The sequence below is a fragment of the Erwinia sorbitola genome, from assembly GCF_009738185.1.
In the GTDB taxonomy this organism is placed as follows: Bacteria; Pseudomonadota; Gammaproteobacteria; order Enterobacterales; family Enterobacteriaceae; genus Erwinia; species Erwinia sorbitola.
Genome location: NZ_CP046509.1, coordinates 2394452 through 2407149, shown reverse-complemented (window position 1 = coordinate 2407149; position 12698 = coordinate 2394452). Strand labels below are relative to the sequence as shown.

11 protein-coding genes are annotated in these 12698 nt (G+C 52.1%); 8 read left to right on the top strand and 3 right to left on the bottom strand.

Translation table 11 applies throughout. The features are described from left to right. Positions 1-449 precede the first annotated feature (449 nt). Complete coding sequence (gene acnA, locus GN242_RS10715; protein ID WP_156287458.1) at positions 450-3131, top strand: aconitate hydratase AcnA; 2682 nt, start codon at positions 450-452, stop codon at positions 3129-3131. Positions 3132-3194: 63 nt separating this feature from the next. On the opposite strand, the gene ribA is transcribed toward acnA, so the two are convergent. Then, positions 3195-3785, bottom strand: a complete 591-nt coding sequence (gene ribA / locus GN242_RS10710; protein WP_154751099.1) for a GTP cyclohydrolase II — start codon at positions 3783-3785, stop codon at positions 3195-3197. A 228-nt stretch (positions 3786-4013) separates the two neighbouring features. On the opposite strand from ribA, the gene pgpB reads away from it, so the two are divergent. The 5 genes from pgpB to yciH all read left to right on the top strand — a co-directional run bounded on the left by pgpB (position 4014) and on the right by yciH (position 8035). After that, positions 4014-4781, top strand: coding sequence for a phosphatidylglycerophosphatase B (gene pgpB, locus GN242_RS10705; RefSeq protein ID WP_154751100.1), 768 nt, complete (start codon positions 4014-4016; stop codon positions 4779-4781). 178 nt (positions 4782-4959) lie between these two features. Beyond that, positions 4960-5268, top strand: coding sequence for a LapA family protein (locus GN242_RS10700; protein ID WP_156287457.1), 309 nt, complete (start codon positions 4960-4962; stop codon positions 5266-5268). A 6-nt stretch (positions 5269-5274) separates the two neighbouring features. Beyond that, positions 5275-6444, top strand: coding sequence for a lipopolysaccharide assembly protein LapB (gene lapB, locus GN242_RS10695; RefSeq protein ID WP_154751101.1), 1170 nt, complete (start codon positions 5275-5277; stop codon positions 6442-6444). A 548-nt stretch (positions 6445-6992) separates the two neighbouring features. Further along, positions 6993-7709 carry an orotidine-5'-phosphate decarboxylase gene (gene pyrF, locus GN242_RS10690; protein ID WP_154751102.1) on the top strand — a complete coding sequence of 239 codons (717 nt, stop codon included), beginning with the start codon at positions 6993-6995 and terminating at the stop codon, positions 7707-7709. Next, the gene (gene yciH, locus GN242_RS10685; RefSeq protein ID WP_154751103.1) at positions 7709-8035 is read left to right on the top strand and encodes a stress response translation initiation inhibitor YciH; all 327 of its coding nucleotides are present in this window, start codon (positions 7709-7711) and stop codon (positions 8033-8035) included. The genes pyrF and yciH overlap by 1 nt, the downstream gene beginning before the upstream one ends. 49 nt (positions 8036-8084) lie before the next feature. Here yciH and osmB read toward each other — a convergent pair whose 3' ends face one another. Further along, the gene (gene osmB / locus GN242_RS10680; protein ID WP_154751104.1) at positions 8085-8300 is read right to left on the bottom strand and encodes an osmotically-inducible lipoprotein OsmB; all 216 of its coding nucleotides are present in this window, start codon (positions 8298-8300) and stop codon (positions 8085-8087) included. A gap of 403 nt (positions 8301-8703) precedes the next feature. Between osmB and araD the strand changes: the two genes are divergently transcribed. Continuing rightward, on the top strand, positions 8704-9402 hold the full coding sequence (gene araD, locus GN242_RS10675; protein ID WP_154751105.1) for an L-ribulose-5-phosphate 4-epimerase: 699 nt from the start codon (positions 8704-8706) through the stop codon (positions 9400-9402). 285 nt (positions 9403-9687) lie between these two features. Next, the gene (locus tag GN242_RS10670) at positions 9688-10557 is read left to right on the top strand and encodes a crotonase/enoyl-CoA hydratase family protein (protein WP_154751106.1); all 870 of its coding nucleotides are present in this window, start codon (positions 9688-9690) and stop codon (positions 10555-10557) included. Positions 10558-10566: 9 nt separating this feature from the next. Here GN242_RS10670 and pdeR read toward each other — a convergent pair whose 3' ends face one another. After that, positions 10567-12558: a cyclic di-GMP phosphodiesterase gene (gene pdeR, locus GN242_RS10665; protein WP_154751107.1), complete on the bottom strand. Its 1992-nt coding sequence runs from the start codon at positions 12556-12558 to the stop codon at positions 10567-10569. Between the last annotated feature and the right edge of the window lie 140 nt (positions 12559-12698).

Sequence of the window (12698 nt, the reverse complement as noted above, 5' to 3'; positions counted from 1 at the left end):
CGCCCGCTTCTGATGCTAACCCCATCATTTAACGGTAAAACTTTCTCATTCAAATTGAGAGGGTTTAATGTGGTACGTTTTGGCCAGATATGGCCTGAAGGAGCATAATCATGAACTTAACCCAAATTACCTGGTTCAGCACCTGTACATTTTCAGCGCTGTTCTGGACTAGTGCAGTATGGATAGGAATGATGGTGCATTAATTCCCATTATTTATATTCCCTGCCGAATACAAATAACGCCTCGCTGACTAGTACAGCGGGGCGTTTTTGTATTTGAATTTCATTTTGTTTCAACTATTGTCAATTAGTGTTGTAGCAAAAACGTTGCGGTTTGCATGTGCTATGTTTAAACAAACCTTGCCTTTACTAAGGTTTTACCTTCTATACCAGAAGCAGCATCTCCGGTGACTTAAGGTAAATGTTAAAATAATACGCAATGGAGGAGCAATGTCGACGACCCTACGCCAGCTCAGTCAGGATATGCTGTCTGTCCACGAGCAAAAATACCACTATTACAGCCTTACACGCGCTGCTGATAAACTGGGCGATATATCACGTTTGCCAAAATCCATGAAAGTGTTACTGGAGAATCTGCTGCGCTGGCAGGATGGCGATTCAGTCACTGAAGAAGACATTGCAGCCCTTGCCGGGTGGCTTAAAAATGCTCATGCAGACCGTGAAATTGCCTATCGTCCCGCCCGTGTGTTGATGCAGGATTTTACCGGTGTCCCGGCAGTCGTTGACCTCGCTGCCATGCGTGAAGCGGTGAAGCGTCTTGGTGGCGATGTCGCCAAAGTTAATCCACTCTCTCCTGTAGATTTGGTCATTGACCACTCTGTTACCGTTGACCACTTTGGCGATGAAGACGCGTTTGAAGAGAACGTGCGTCTGGAGATGGAACGTAACCATGAACGTTACGTCTTCCTGCGCTGGGGGCAAAAGGCCTTCAACCGCTTTAGCGTCGTTCCGCCCGGCACCGGTATTTGCCATCAGGTAAACCTGGAATATCTGGGGCAGGCCGTCTGGCATGAAGAGCAGGCAGGCCAGGAGGTCGCTTATCCGGATACTCTGGTGGGAACCGACTCGCATACCACCATGATCAATGCCCTCGGAGTTCTCGGCTGGGGAGTTGGCGGAATTGAAGCAGAAGCCGCTATGCTGGGGCAGCCGGTCTCTATGCTGATCCCGGATGTGGTTGGTTTTAAACTGACCGGCAAACTTAATCCTGGCATCACCGCTACCGACCTGGTTTTGACGGTTACCCAGATGCTGCGTAAGCACGGCGTGGTGGGCAAGTTTGTTGAGTTCTATGGTGATGGTCTGGACGACTTGCCTCTGGCGGATCGTGCGACAATTGCCAATATGGCACCGGAATATGGCGCAACCTGTGGCTTCTTCCCGATTGACGCGGTCACCCTTGGGTATATGAAGCTTACCGGGCGCAGTACGCAGCAGGTTGCGCTGGTCGAAGCCTACGCCAGGGCTCAGGGGCTGTGGCGCAATACGGGTGACGAACCGGTATTCACCAGTACTCTGGCGCTGGATATGGGCGCAGTTGAATCCAGCCTTGCCGGGCCAAAACGCCCGCAGGATCGCGTGGCGCTTGGCGATGTCCCGGCCGCGTTCCGCGCCAGTAACGAGCTGGAAGTAAATCAGTCGCTGAAGGCCCATCAGGCAGTCAGCTATCAGGATCGACGCACGAGCCAGCGCTATCAGCTTGAAGATGGCGCAGTGGTGATTGCGGCGATCACCTCCTGCACTAATACTTCTAATCCCAGCGTGTTAATGGCTGCCGGGCTGCTGGCAAAAAAAGCCGTCAGCCTCGGACTTAAACGCCAGCCGTGGGTTAAAGCATCGCTGGCACCTGGCTCAAAAGTGGTGTCTGACTACCTCGCTGCCGCGCGCCTGACGCCTTATCTCGATAAGCTGGGCTTTAATCTGGTGGGATATGGCTGTACCACCTGCATCGGTAACTCAGGCCCGCTGCCGGAAGAAATTGAAACGGCGATCAAACAGGGTGACCTTACCGTGGGGGCAGTGCTGTCTGGTAACCGCAATTTCGAAGGGCGTATTCATCCGTTGGTTAAAACTAACTGGCTTGCTTCACCGCCGCTGGTGGTGGCCTATGCGCTGGCCGGGAATATGACTCTGAACCTGCAAACCGATCCAATTGGTGAAGATACCGCCGGGAATCCGGTCTACCTCAAAGATATCTGGCCGTCGCCGGAAGAGATCGCAGAAGCCGTGCAGATGGTTTCAACCGATATGTTCCATAAAGAGTATGCAGAAGTGTTTGAAGGCACGCCGGAGTGGCAGCAGATTAAGGTCAGTGAGGCGGCGACCTATGACTGGGATGGCGATTCAACCTATATTCGTCTGTCGCCGTTCTTTGATGATATGGAAAAAGAGCCAGAGCCAGTCCGGGACATTCATGGTGCGCGTATCCTGGCAATGCTTGGGGATTCTGTTACTACGGATCATATTTCCCCCGCTGGCAGCATTAAAGCGGACAGCCCGGCAGGGCGCTATCTGCTCGATCATGGCGTGGAACGCACGGATTTCAACTCCTACGGATCGCGTCGCGGTAATCATGAAGTCATGATGCGCGGTACCTTTGCCAATATCCGCATTCGTAATGAGATGGTGCCGGGCGTGGAAGGCGGGATGACCCGCTATATTCCCGGGAATGAACAGATGGCGATCTACGATGCGGCAATGCGCTACCAGAAAGCCGGGATCCCGCTGGCGGTCATTGCCGGTAAAGAGTACGGCTCCGGCTCCAGTCGTGACTGGGCGGCAAAAGGCCCGCGTCTGCAAGGGGTGCGCGTGGTGATCGCTGAATCTTTTGAGCGTATTCACCGTTCGAATCTCATCGGTATGGGTATACTGCCGCTGGAGTTTCCGTCAGGCGTAACGCGTAAAACTCTTGGGCTGACCGGAGATGAGCAAATTGATGTGCAGGATCTGAATCAGTTAACCCCGGGAGGCGTGGTGAAGGTGACGCTGACGCGAATGGATGGAAGTCAGGAGGAGCTGGAAGCGCGTTGTCGTATCGATACCGGTAATGAGCTGACCTACTATCAGAATAACGGCATTTTGCACTACGTGATTCGTAATATGCTGCAATAGTACCGGTTACTCCCCGGCTGCCGTCGTTGGCAGGCGGCCGGGGAGCAGGATACGCGCCGAGGGTTATTTGGTCAGCAAATGGCCCATCTTGGCGGCTTTAGTATCCAGGTAGTGAGCATTGTTAGGGTTTCTACCCACAATCAGCGGTACACGCTCAACAATATTGATACCTGCTTCAGTGAGGATCTCTACTTTACGTGGATTATTCGTCAGCAGGCGCACTTCATGAATCCCCAGCAGCTTGAACATATCCGCACAGAGAGTGAAGTCGCGCTCATCAGCAGCAAATCCTAACTGATTATTCGCTTCCACCGTGTCATAGCCCTTATCCTGCAATGCATAGGCGCGGATCTTGTTCAGCAGGCCGATGTTGCGGCCTTCCTGGCGGTGATACAGTAATATACCGCGGCCCTGCTCGGCAATCTGGCTCAGAGCGGCTTCCAGCTGAAACCCGCAATCACAGCGCAGACTAAACAGAGCATCACCCGTCAGACACTCAGAATGAACACGGGACAGCACGGGTTTGCTATCCGAAACATCGCCGAAAACCAGCGCGACATGATCGTGCCCGGTTGCCAGTTCTTCGAAACCGACCATGAGGAAATCCCCCCAGGGTGTGGGCAGATTGGCTTCTGCTACACGTTTAAGCTGCATGTGACTCTCCAGAAACTTCAGGTGTTGCGTTATCATCAGATATCGCAGTGTCAGTAACCTGACGCAAACAATTGTGCCTATTTTGCCACAACACATCGCGTGGCAGTTAATACGTTAGAGCGATTGTTGTAATACAGCACAATTATCGCTATCACAATTCTTATGTTATTCTTTTTTAAGATAATCTTATAACAAACTCGCGAGAGCGACGGCTATAAAGGAACGAAAATGGCAGAGATCCTCAAACGTACCACCCTCGGTATGCTGATATTGTTGATACTGCCAGTGGGGGTGATGCTGTCTGGCTGGCACTGGCAGCCGGTTTCCATGGGATGGGGTTACAAGCTGTTGTTCTGGTTTACAGAAACGGTCACCAGGCCGTGGGGGACATTAACCAGCGCCATATTATGTGGCTGGTTTCTCTGGTGTCTGCGCTTTCGCTGGAAGCCAGCGGTGTTTCTGATGGGGATTATTATTGCCACGCTGCTTGCCGGGCAATACACCAAAAATGTGATCAAACAGCAGGTTCAGGAACCACGTCCTTACGTACTGTGGCTGGAGAAAACCTACGCCATTAATCCGCAGCAGTTCTATCTGCAAAAGCGCCCGCAGCGTAGTGAAATGGTCAGCACTGCTATAGCGCAGGATACCCGGCTCCCTGACTGGTTAAAAAAACACTGGGCATTTGAAACCGGGTTTGCCTTTCCTTCTGGCCACAGCATGTTTGCTGCCAGCTGGGCGTTACTGGGGGTAGGGCTGCTATGGCCGCGTCGGCGTTATGTCACCATTGTGCTGCTGATGGGCTGGGCGGTGACCGTGATGGGAAGTCGTCTGGCACTGGGAATGCACTGGCCGCGCGATCTGATTTTTGCCACATTGATCAGCTGGCTGTTTATCAGCCTCGCGGTCTGGCTGGCACAGCGATTCTGTGGGCCACTAACGGTGCCGCCACAGGAGCAGCAGGAGATAGCGCAGCGGGAAAATGAAACGCCTTGATTGTAAAGGCGCTATTCCGTCCCCATATCTTCTGTTCAGCTCTATTTTTGGCTGGCAAATGGCCAGAAAGTGCAAAGAAAAATAGTGGGGCGGCCAGCGGCGCGTTACATCTATGCAAGCATAAGAGCGATTTTTTTGGCATAATTCATCTGGTTAACTCCAGGGTATGGGATGAACTGTGAAATATTTATTGATTTTTTTAGTTGTCATGGCGATTTTCGTCATTTCTGTCACGCTTGGCGCGCACAACGATCAGATAGTGAAATTTAACTACCTGCTGGCACAGGGCGAATACCGTGTGTCGACGCTGCTGGCTTCACTGTTTGCCGCAGGTTTTTTACTGGGCTGGGCAATCTGTGGGCTGTTTTGGCTGCGCGTACGTGTTTCACTGGCACATGCGCAACGCAAACTTAAGCGCCTTCAGCAGCAACTGGGGCAGACTGAACAATCCGTTACAGTGTCACAGGCACCTGCCGTCAAGGAATAATCATTTATGTTAGAACTGCTGTTTCTGTTACTCCCCGTCGCCGCCGCCTATGGCTGGTATATGGGGCGCAGAAGTGCGCAACAGGATAAGCAACAGGAAGCGAGCCGCCTGTCACGTGACTATGTGACCGGGGTGAACTTCCTCCTCTCTAACCAGCAGGACAAAGCGGTCGATCTGTTTCTCGATATGTTGAAAGAGGACAGCGGCACGGTGGAGGCACACCTTACTCTGGGTAACCTGTTTCGCTCCCGGGGTGAGGTTGACCGTGCTATCCGCATTCACCAGGCGCTGATGGAAAGCGCATCACTGACCTACGATCAGCGCCTGCTGGCGATTCAGCAACTTGGCCGTGACTATATGGCTGCGGGGTTTTATGACCGTGCTGAACAGATGTTCGGCCAGCTGGTGGATGAAACTGATTTTCGCATCAGCGCGTTACAGCAGCTGCTGATTATTCATCAGGCGACCAGCGACTGGCCTAATGCGATCGAAGTTGCAGAGCGGCTGGTGAAGCAGGGCAAAGAGCGCCTGAAAATGGAAATTGCCCATTTTTACTGTGAGCTGGCCTTACAGGCGATCAGCAGCGACGATCTTGACCGCGCTATGAGCCTGCTTAAGAAAGGTGAGGCTGCCGATCGCAACAGCGCCCGCGTCTCGATTATGATGGGGCGTATTCATATGGCAAAAAATGAGTATGCCAAAGCTGTGGTGCATTTACAGCGGGTAATTGAGCAGGATAAAGAGCTGGTCAGTGAAACACTGGAGATGCTGGAAGGGTGCTATCAGCATCTTGATCAGCCGCAGGCATGGAGTGAATATCTTCAGCGCTGCGTTGAGGAGAATACCGGCGCAGCAGCCGAGCTTTACCTCGCGGGCATTCTTGACCGGGAAGAGGGTGCCGAAGTGGCGCAAACCTATATTACCCGCCAGCTTCAGCGCCATCCAACCATGCGAGTTTTCCACCGGCTGATGGACTTCAATCTTCAGGAAGCTGAAGATGGCCGGGCGAAAGAGAGCCTGATGGTGCTGCGTGATATGGTGGGCGAACAGATTCGCACCAAACCGCGCTATCGTTGTCATAAGTGTGGCTTCACTGCACATGCACTTTACTGGCATTGCCCATCGTGCCGTGCCTGGTCTTCGGTTAAACCGATTCGTGGGCTGGACGGCCAGTAATGCTGGCCGTAGTTAAATCTGGTTTTACATCCCACTTTAGTTACAACATACTAATATTGCTTTTTACAACGATGCCAGAAACATCGCCGTCGTTATTGCCTTGCAGGTATTTTTGTGGTTCACAGGGACAGATACACTTCATCAGAACCACCCGGCGTCAACGGGCATTCCCATTACCGCAGGGGCGAGGCACGCCTCGTCAGAGTCACCCGGCATCACCGGACATTCCCATTACCGTAGGGGCGAGGCACGCCTCGTCAGAGTCACCCGGTGTCACCGGGCATTCCCATTACCGCAGGGGCGAGGCACGCCTCGTCAGAGTCACCCGGCGTCACCGGGCATTCCCATTACCGCAGGGGCGAGGCACGCCTCGTCAGGGTCACCCGGCGTCAACGGGCATTCCCATTACCGTAGGGGCGAGGCACGCCTCGCCCTGGACATCACATCAAGCGCCGCTAACTAAACTGTGCATTTTCCCGCGTCACAGGTAGAATGCATGCCGTTTATCGTTTGCGCCATGCGGTGCTCCACTCAAAGAGGGTAATTCCATGCTTTCACCTCAGGTTACCGGCTCACCGATTGTGGTGGCGTTAGATTATGCGGATCGTAATCGCGCTCTGGCATTTGTAGACCAAATCGAACCAGGAAGTTGCCGTCTCAAAGTCGGTAAAGAGATGTTTACCCTGTTTGGCCCCCAGTGGGTACGTGAACTACAACAGCGCGGATTTGAAGTCTTCCTCGATCTGAAGTTCCATGATATTCCCAATACTACCGCTCATGCCGTTGCGGCAGCTGCCGATCTCGGCGTATGGATGGTAAACGTCCACGCCAGCGGTGGCGCACGTATGATGAGTGCCGCGCGTGAGGCTCTGTTACCGTTTGGCAAAGATGCACCACTGCTGATTGCGGTTACTGTGCTGACCAGCATGGATGCGGAAGATTTACGCGGTCTTGGCATTGAGCTTACACCGGCAGAGCAGGCTGAACGGCTGGCTCGTCTCACGCATCAGTGTGGTCTGGATGGCGTGGTTTGCTCGGCGCAGGAGGCCCGTCATTTCAAACAGGTCATCGGCCAGGATTTCCGTCTGGTTACACCGGGCATTCGTCCGGCTGGCAGCGATGCTGGCGACCAGCGTCGTATCATGACACCACAACAGGCACAGCAGGCTGGGGTAGATTATATGGTGATCGGTCGTCCTATTACCCAATCAACCGATCCAGCAGCGACGCTGCGTGACATTCTCAGCTCTCTGAAGGAGGCATAATGGCCGCAGACAATAGTCGCCTGGTCTACTCCACTGAAACCGGACGAATCGAAGAACCTAAAGTCGCTGTTCAGCGTCCAAAAGGCGATGGTATCGTGCGTATTCAGCGTCAGACAAGTGGCCGAAAAGGGAAGGGTGTTTGTTTAATCAGTGGAATCGATCTTGATGATAGCGAACTCAATAAGCTGACGGCAGAGCTGAAGAAAAAATGTGGCTGTGGCGGAGCATTGAAAGAGGGGATTATTGAAATTCAGGGGGATAAACGCGACCTGTTAAAAACCCTGCTGGAAGCGAAAGGCTTTAAGGTCAAACTGGCCGGAGGCTGATAAGTTACAGGGCCGAACAGAGTTCGGCCCACGATATGCTGCGTTATTGTTAGTCGACCTGATGTCCGATGATCCCGCCGACGGCGGCGCCACCAACGGTGCCTAAACCACTTCCGTTTGTCAGAATAGAGCCGCCAATTGCGCCGGCACCTGCGCCAATTGCCGTATTGCGATCGCGTTTAGACCAGTTTGAGCATGCGCTCAGGGAGAGAACTAAGGTTGCGGCCAGCACGGCGGCGGTGATGCGTTTTGCAGTGATTGACATAATAACTTCTCCTTAAAGTGCAGCAACGAGATACCTCTGAAGTATAGAAGACACTCTGAATATCAGAGCCAGACCTGCGCCTTTTCTGGTGATTTCTATCACTGATTGGGCAAAATTAATTTGAAAACCAGATTTTCTGGCCTCAATTAATGGCCGGGTCGGCGGCAGCGCGCTCTGAAGGTTAGGAGTCTAACTATCACTCAGGTTAAGAGCTATGTTTATTTTGAAATATTACGACAGGTCTTAACAGGTAAAAAATCTTAATTTTTTCTTTCCGACAACAGGTATCTCCGCTCAAAAACAGGTGGTCAGCCGGATTCTGCCGCTGATACAGCCAATGTATCCATACCCCCATTTCCTCGTGGCGCTGACAATAAATCAAAACCGCTATGGAGATATCAACATGCTGGAACAGCTTAAGCAGCAGGTACTTGAAGCCAACCTTGCGCTACCTCGCTACGGACTGGTGACCTTCACCTGGGGCAATGTGAGTGCCATTGATCGTCAGCAAGGGCTGATGGTGATAAAACCTTCTGGCGTCAGTTACGAAGCAATGCAGCGTGACGATATGGTGGTCGTGGCACTCGAAACCGGCGAGGTTATCGAAGGGGATAAACGGCCTTCATCGGATACTGACACGCATCGTGCGCTCTATCTCGCCTGGCCGCAGGTGGGTGGAATTGTGCATACGCACTCACGCCATGCCACTATCTGGGCGCAGGCAGGAAAGGATCTTCCGGCCTGGGGCACAACACACGCCGATGACTTTTACGGTGCAATACCCTGTACACGCCAGATGCATGACAACGAAATAACCGAACGCTACGAGTGGCAAACCGGGCAGGTGATTATTGAAACCCTGGAACAGCGTGGAATTGATCCGCTGGCGATCCCCGCAGTGCTGGTTAACTCACATGGGCCGTTTGCCTGGGGGCGAAGTGCAGAAGATGCAGTACACAGTGCAGTAGTGTTGGAAGAGGTGGCTTATATGGGCATTTTCAGCCAGCAACTTACGCCACAGCTACCCGCAGTTCAACAGGTATTACTGGATAAACATTATCTGCGAAAACATGGCAAAAACGCCTATTATGGCCAAAATTAGAGGCTAATCACTGCTGCTGATGTCTTTTTACTACGGCATCAGCACCAGATAAAACTGATTCATTGTCCGATTATTCTACTGTATTTCATCAATATTCTTCTGTCCCTCCCTCGTAAACTTATTGCTTTTCCTTCTTATTAACTTCTCTTTTTCAGCCCGGACTCCCAGCACTAATAGCGGTTAAATCTGTTATTTTATCTTAAAAATCAAACACCCATTTAGCATCATGGCACTCTGGATTAGGCTGGAGCAGCGTAGAACGCATAACTAAACAGAGGAAATACCATGACAGTTATCAATCAAACTACCTGCAGGCTGTTTAACGAAGCTGGACAAACAACACAACTTTCTGCCTATTACGAAGAAGGACGCAACACCATGTGGATGTTGCTGCGTGCCCAGCCCCGCCCCAGTTTTAATCATCAGCTGATCGAAGAGATCATGAACCTCAGCTATGCAGCCCAGCGCTCCGGGCTGAAGATTGACTTTTGGGTCACCGGATCGCTGGTTCCGACGATGTTTAATGCCGGAGGCGATCTGCGTTTCTTTGTCGAGTCGATAAAAAATGGTCGACGCGAAGCCCTGCGTGCCTATGCGCGGGCCTGCGTTGACTGCATTCATGCTGCGGCGCGCGGATTTGATACCGGAGCCGTTTCTATCGCTATGGTGGAAGGCAGCGCGCTGGGGGGCGGTTTTGAAGCGGCCCTTGCACATCACTTTATCCTGGCGCAAAACAGCGCGCGTATGGGCTTCCCGGAAATTGCTTTCAACCTGTTCCCGGGCATGGGAGGGTACTCATTAGTTGCACGTCGTTCGGGTATGAAACTGGCAGAGGAGCTGATTTGTGAAGGGGAGTCGCATACGGCGGAGTGGTTTGAAACGCGCGGGCTGGTTGATAGGTTGTTCCAGCCCGGAGAGGGCTATCGCTGCACACGTACCTTTATCGATACGTTGAGACCGAAACTGAACGGTGTCAGAGCGATGTTAAAAGCTCGCCAGCGCGTGCTACAGCTAACCCGCGCAGAGCTGATGGATATTACCGAGGACTGGGTCGATTTTGCCTTTACCATGGAACCAAAAGATATTGCCTATATGGAGCGACTGGTACTGTTACAAAACCGCCACAGTGCACAGTCATTGCTCAAAGCGGGCTGATAATCGTAATCAGGGACTAGTAATGGCATGATGCCGCGTAAGCCAGTGCTCGATCTCATCGGCGGGCATTGGCTTTGCATATAAAAATCCCTGGCGTGTATCTACGCCGCTAGCCATAACAAACTCAGCTTCTTCAACTGTCTCAATCCCTTCTGCGATCACCTGCAAATTGAGCGCCTTAGCTACCGCAACAATGGCTCTGACCAGTGATTGCGAGACTTCCTGCTCATTAACACCGCGGATAAAGCTCTGGTCGAGTTTAATTGCATCAATCGGAACGCGAGCTAACTGCGATAACGAAGAGTATCCGGTACCAAAATCATCCAGATGTACCGCCGCTCCCAGTTTCTGGAACTGCTCCATCAGTTCCAGCGCCAGCTGTTCATTTTCAATCAGACAGCTTTCCGTCAGCTCAATATCAATCGGGCAGGTCTTCAGCCCGGCGTCGTCCAGCGCCAGTTTCAGGTCGGTATAAATACTTTGGTCAACGAGCTGGCGCGGTGAAACATTAACCGCAACCCGCAGATCAATTCCTTTTTTGCGCCAGCGCAGAATTTGCTCCAGTACGGTCAGCATCACCCAGCGGCCAAGGGGAATAATTAAACCAGACTCTTCAGCATAAGAAATGAAGCTGTCAGGCGGGATCAATCCGCGCTCAGGAGACATCCAGCGTACCAGCGCTTCAACGCTACTGACCGAACCATCCGAATTCAGTTTTGGCTGATAGTGGAGCACCAGCTGGTGATGCTCAAGCGCCTTACGTAGATTGGTATCGAGCCAGAGATATTCAAACACGCGATGATTCATCTCGGCGGAGAAGATGCAGAATTTACCACGCCCATTCTCTTTCGCCGTGTACATCGCGGTATCGGCATTACGGATCAAACTTTCCCGATCTTCACCATGCTGTGGGGCGAGGGCAATACCCACTGAGCACCCGGAATAGACCTCGATCAAACCAATACGGAACGGTTTTTTTAGTCGCTCAAGAATACGTGAAGACATTGCCTCCAGTGCTGCCTGACTGGTGTCTTCAGCCAGCACGATAAACTCGTCGCCACCCAGGCGAGCCAGCGTTTGGTGTTTGTCCAGGCAGCTTAAAATAGCAAGAGAAACCGCCTGCAACAGCTGGTCGCCAAACATATGCCCGTAGGCATCGTTCACTTTTTTGAAATTGTCCAGATCGAGGTAAACCACGCCAATCTGCTGGTCGACGCGTTTATCCAGCGCCTCGGTGATTTCGTGGTTAATCGCATTGCGATTTGGCAGTCCGGTAATAGTATCGGTGTTTGCCAGTACGCGCAGCCGCTCCTGAGCGCGGCGCTCTTCGGTAATATCTGTACCGGAGCAGATCAGGTATATCTCGTTTTTGCCGCTGCCACTATGGACAAACTTATTGCGGAACAGGAAAAGACGTTGACCTTTTTTAGTTTTAATCCAGCGCTCAACTTCATAGGAGCTGCCTTCGCGGAAAAACATGCTGATATTACGCCTTGATGCGGCGGCTTCCTGGCGCGTCATAAATAGCTGAAAAACATTGCGGCCGATAACTTCATGCTCTTTCAGGCCGGTGTACTCTTCGCAGAGGCGGTTAAAACGCTGGATATTGCCCTGATGATCGACGATAACAATCACAGAATTGGCTTCAGATACCACCTGTTCAGCAAACGACAGGCCAGATGCCAGATCTCGCGCTACGGAAGAGGTGTCTCCCCATGCTGAAGCGGTGCCGGCCCAGGCATTCTGAGAAACCTTCCTGCCGACCAGATGCATGGATAGCGTATCCCCGTAGAGCGTAATGGTCAGGTTAACGCTGGTGGTGATCACCTTCATACTGCGGAGCAGGCTCGCCTGCGGTGGTGTTAACGGGACGGCGATATTAGTTTCGCCGCCTTCATCTTGAGTAAATTGCAAGGCATCACTATCGGAGGATAAACGCCAATGAGGGCTGCTGGTACCGAAATACGCATACAATAGCGCTTGCCCTTGTTCATCGGTCATTCTTCTCTCCCTTGGTGCTTCTTTGCAGATGGTATCTTCTTATTTTAGCAACAGTATTCGGCAACCAGCAGAATCACAAGCTGCGAAGACAATATATTTTTCTGATGAAAATTAGCTGGTAGCATAATCACCCCGATCTG

Excerpts from the sequence above, each read along its gene's own strand:
- acnA (WP_156287458.1), top strand. The coding sequence starts at position 450 with ATGTCGACGACCCTACGCCAGCTCAGTCAGGATATGCTGTCTGTCCAC.
- ribA (WP_154751099.1), bottom strand. The coding sequence starts at position 3,785 with ATGCAGCTTAAACGTGTAGCAGAAGCCAATCTGCCCACACCCTGGGGG.
- pgpB (WP_154751100.1), top strand. The coding sequence starts at position 4,014 with ATGGCAGAGATCCTCAAACGTACCACCCTCGGTATGCTGATATTGTTG.
- lapB (WP_154751101.1), top strand. The coding sequence starts at position 5,275 with ATGTTAGAACTGCTGTTTCTGTTACTCCCCGTCGCCGCCGCCTATGGC.
- pyrF (WP_154751102.1), top strand. The coding sequence starts at position 6,993 with ATGCTTTCACCTCAGGTTACCGGCTCACCGATTGTGGTGGCGTTAGAT.
- yciH (WP_154751103.1), top strand. The coding sequence starts at position 7,709 with ATGGCCGCAGACAATAGTCGCCTGGTCTACTCCACTGAAACCGGACGA.
- osmB (WP_154751104.1), bottom strand. The coding sequence starts at position 8,300 with ATGTCAATCACTGCAAAACGCATCACCGCCGCCGTGCTGGCCGCAACC.
- araD (WP_154751105.1), top strand. The coding sequence starts at position 8,704 with ATGCTGGAACAGCTTAAGCAGCAGGTACTTGAAGCCAACCTTGCGCTA.
- GN242_RS10670 (WP_154751106.1), top strand. The coding sequence starts at position 9,688 with ATGACAGTTATCAATCAAACTACCTGCAGGCTGTTTAACGAAGCTGGA.
- pdeR (WP_154751107.1), bottom strand. The coding sequence starts at position 12,558 with ATGACCGATGAACAAGGGCAAGCGCTATTGTATGCGTATTTCGGTACC.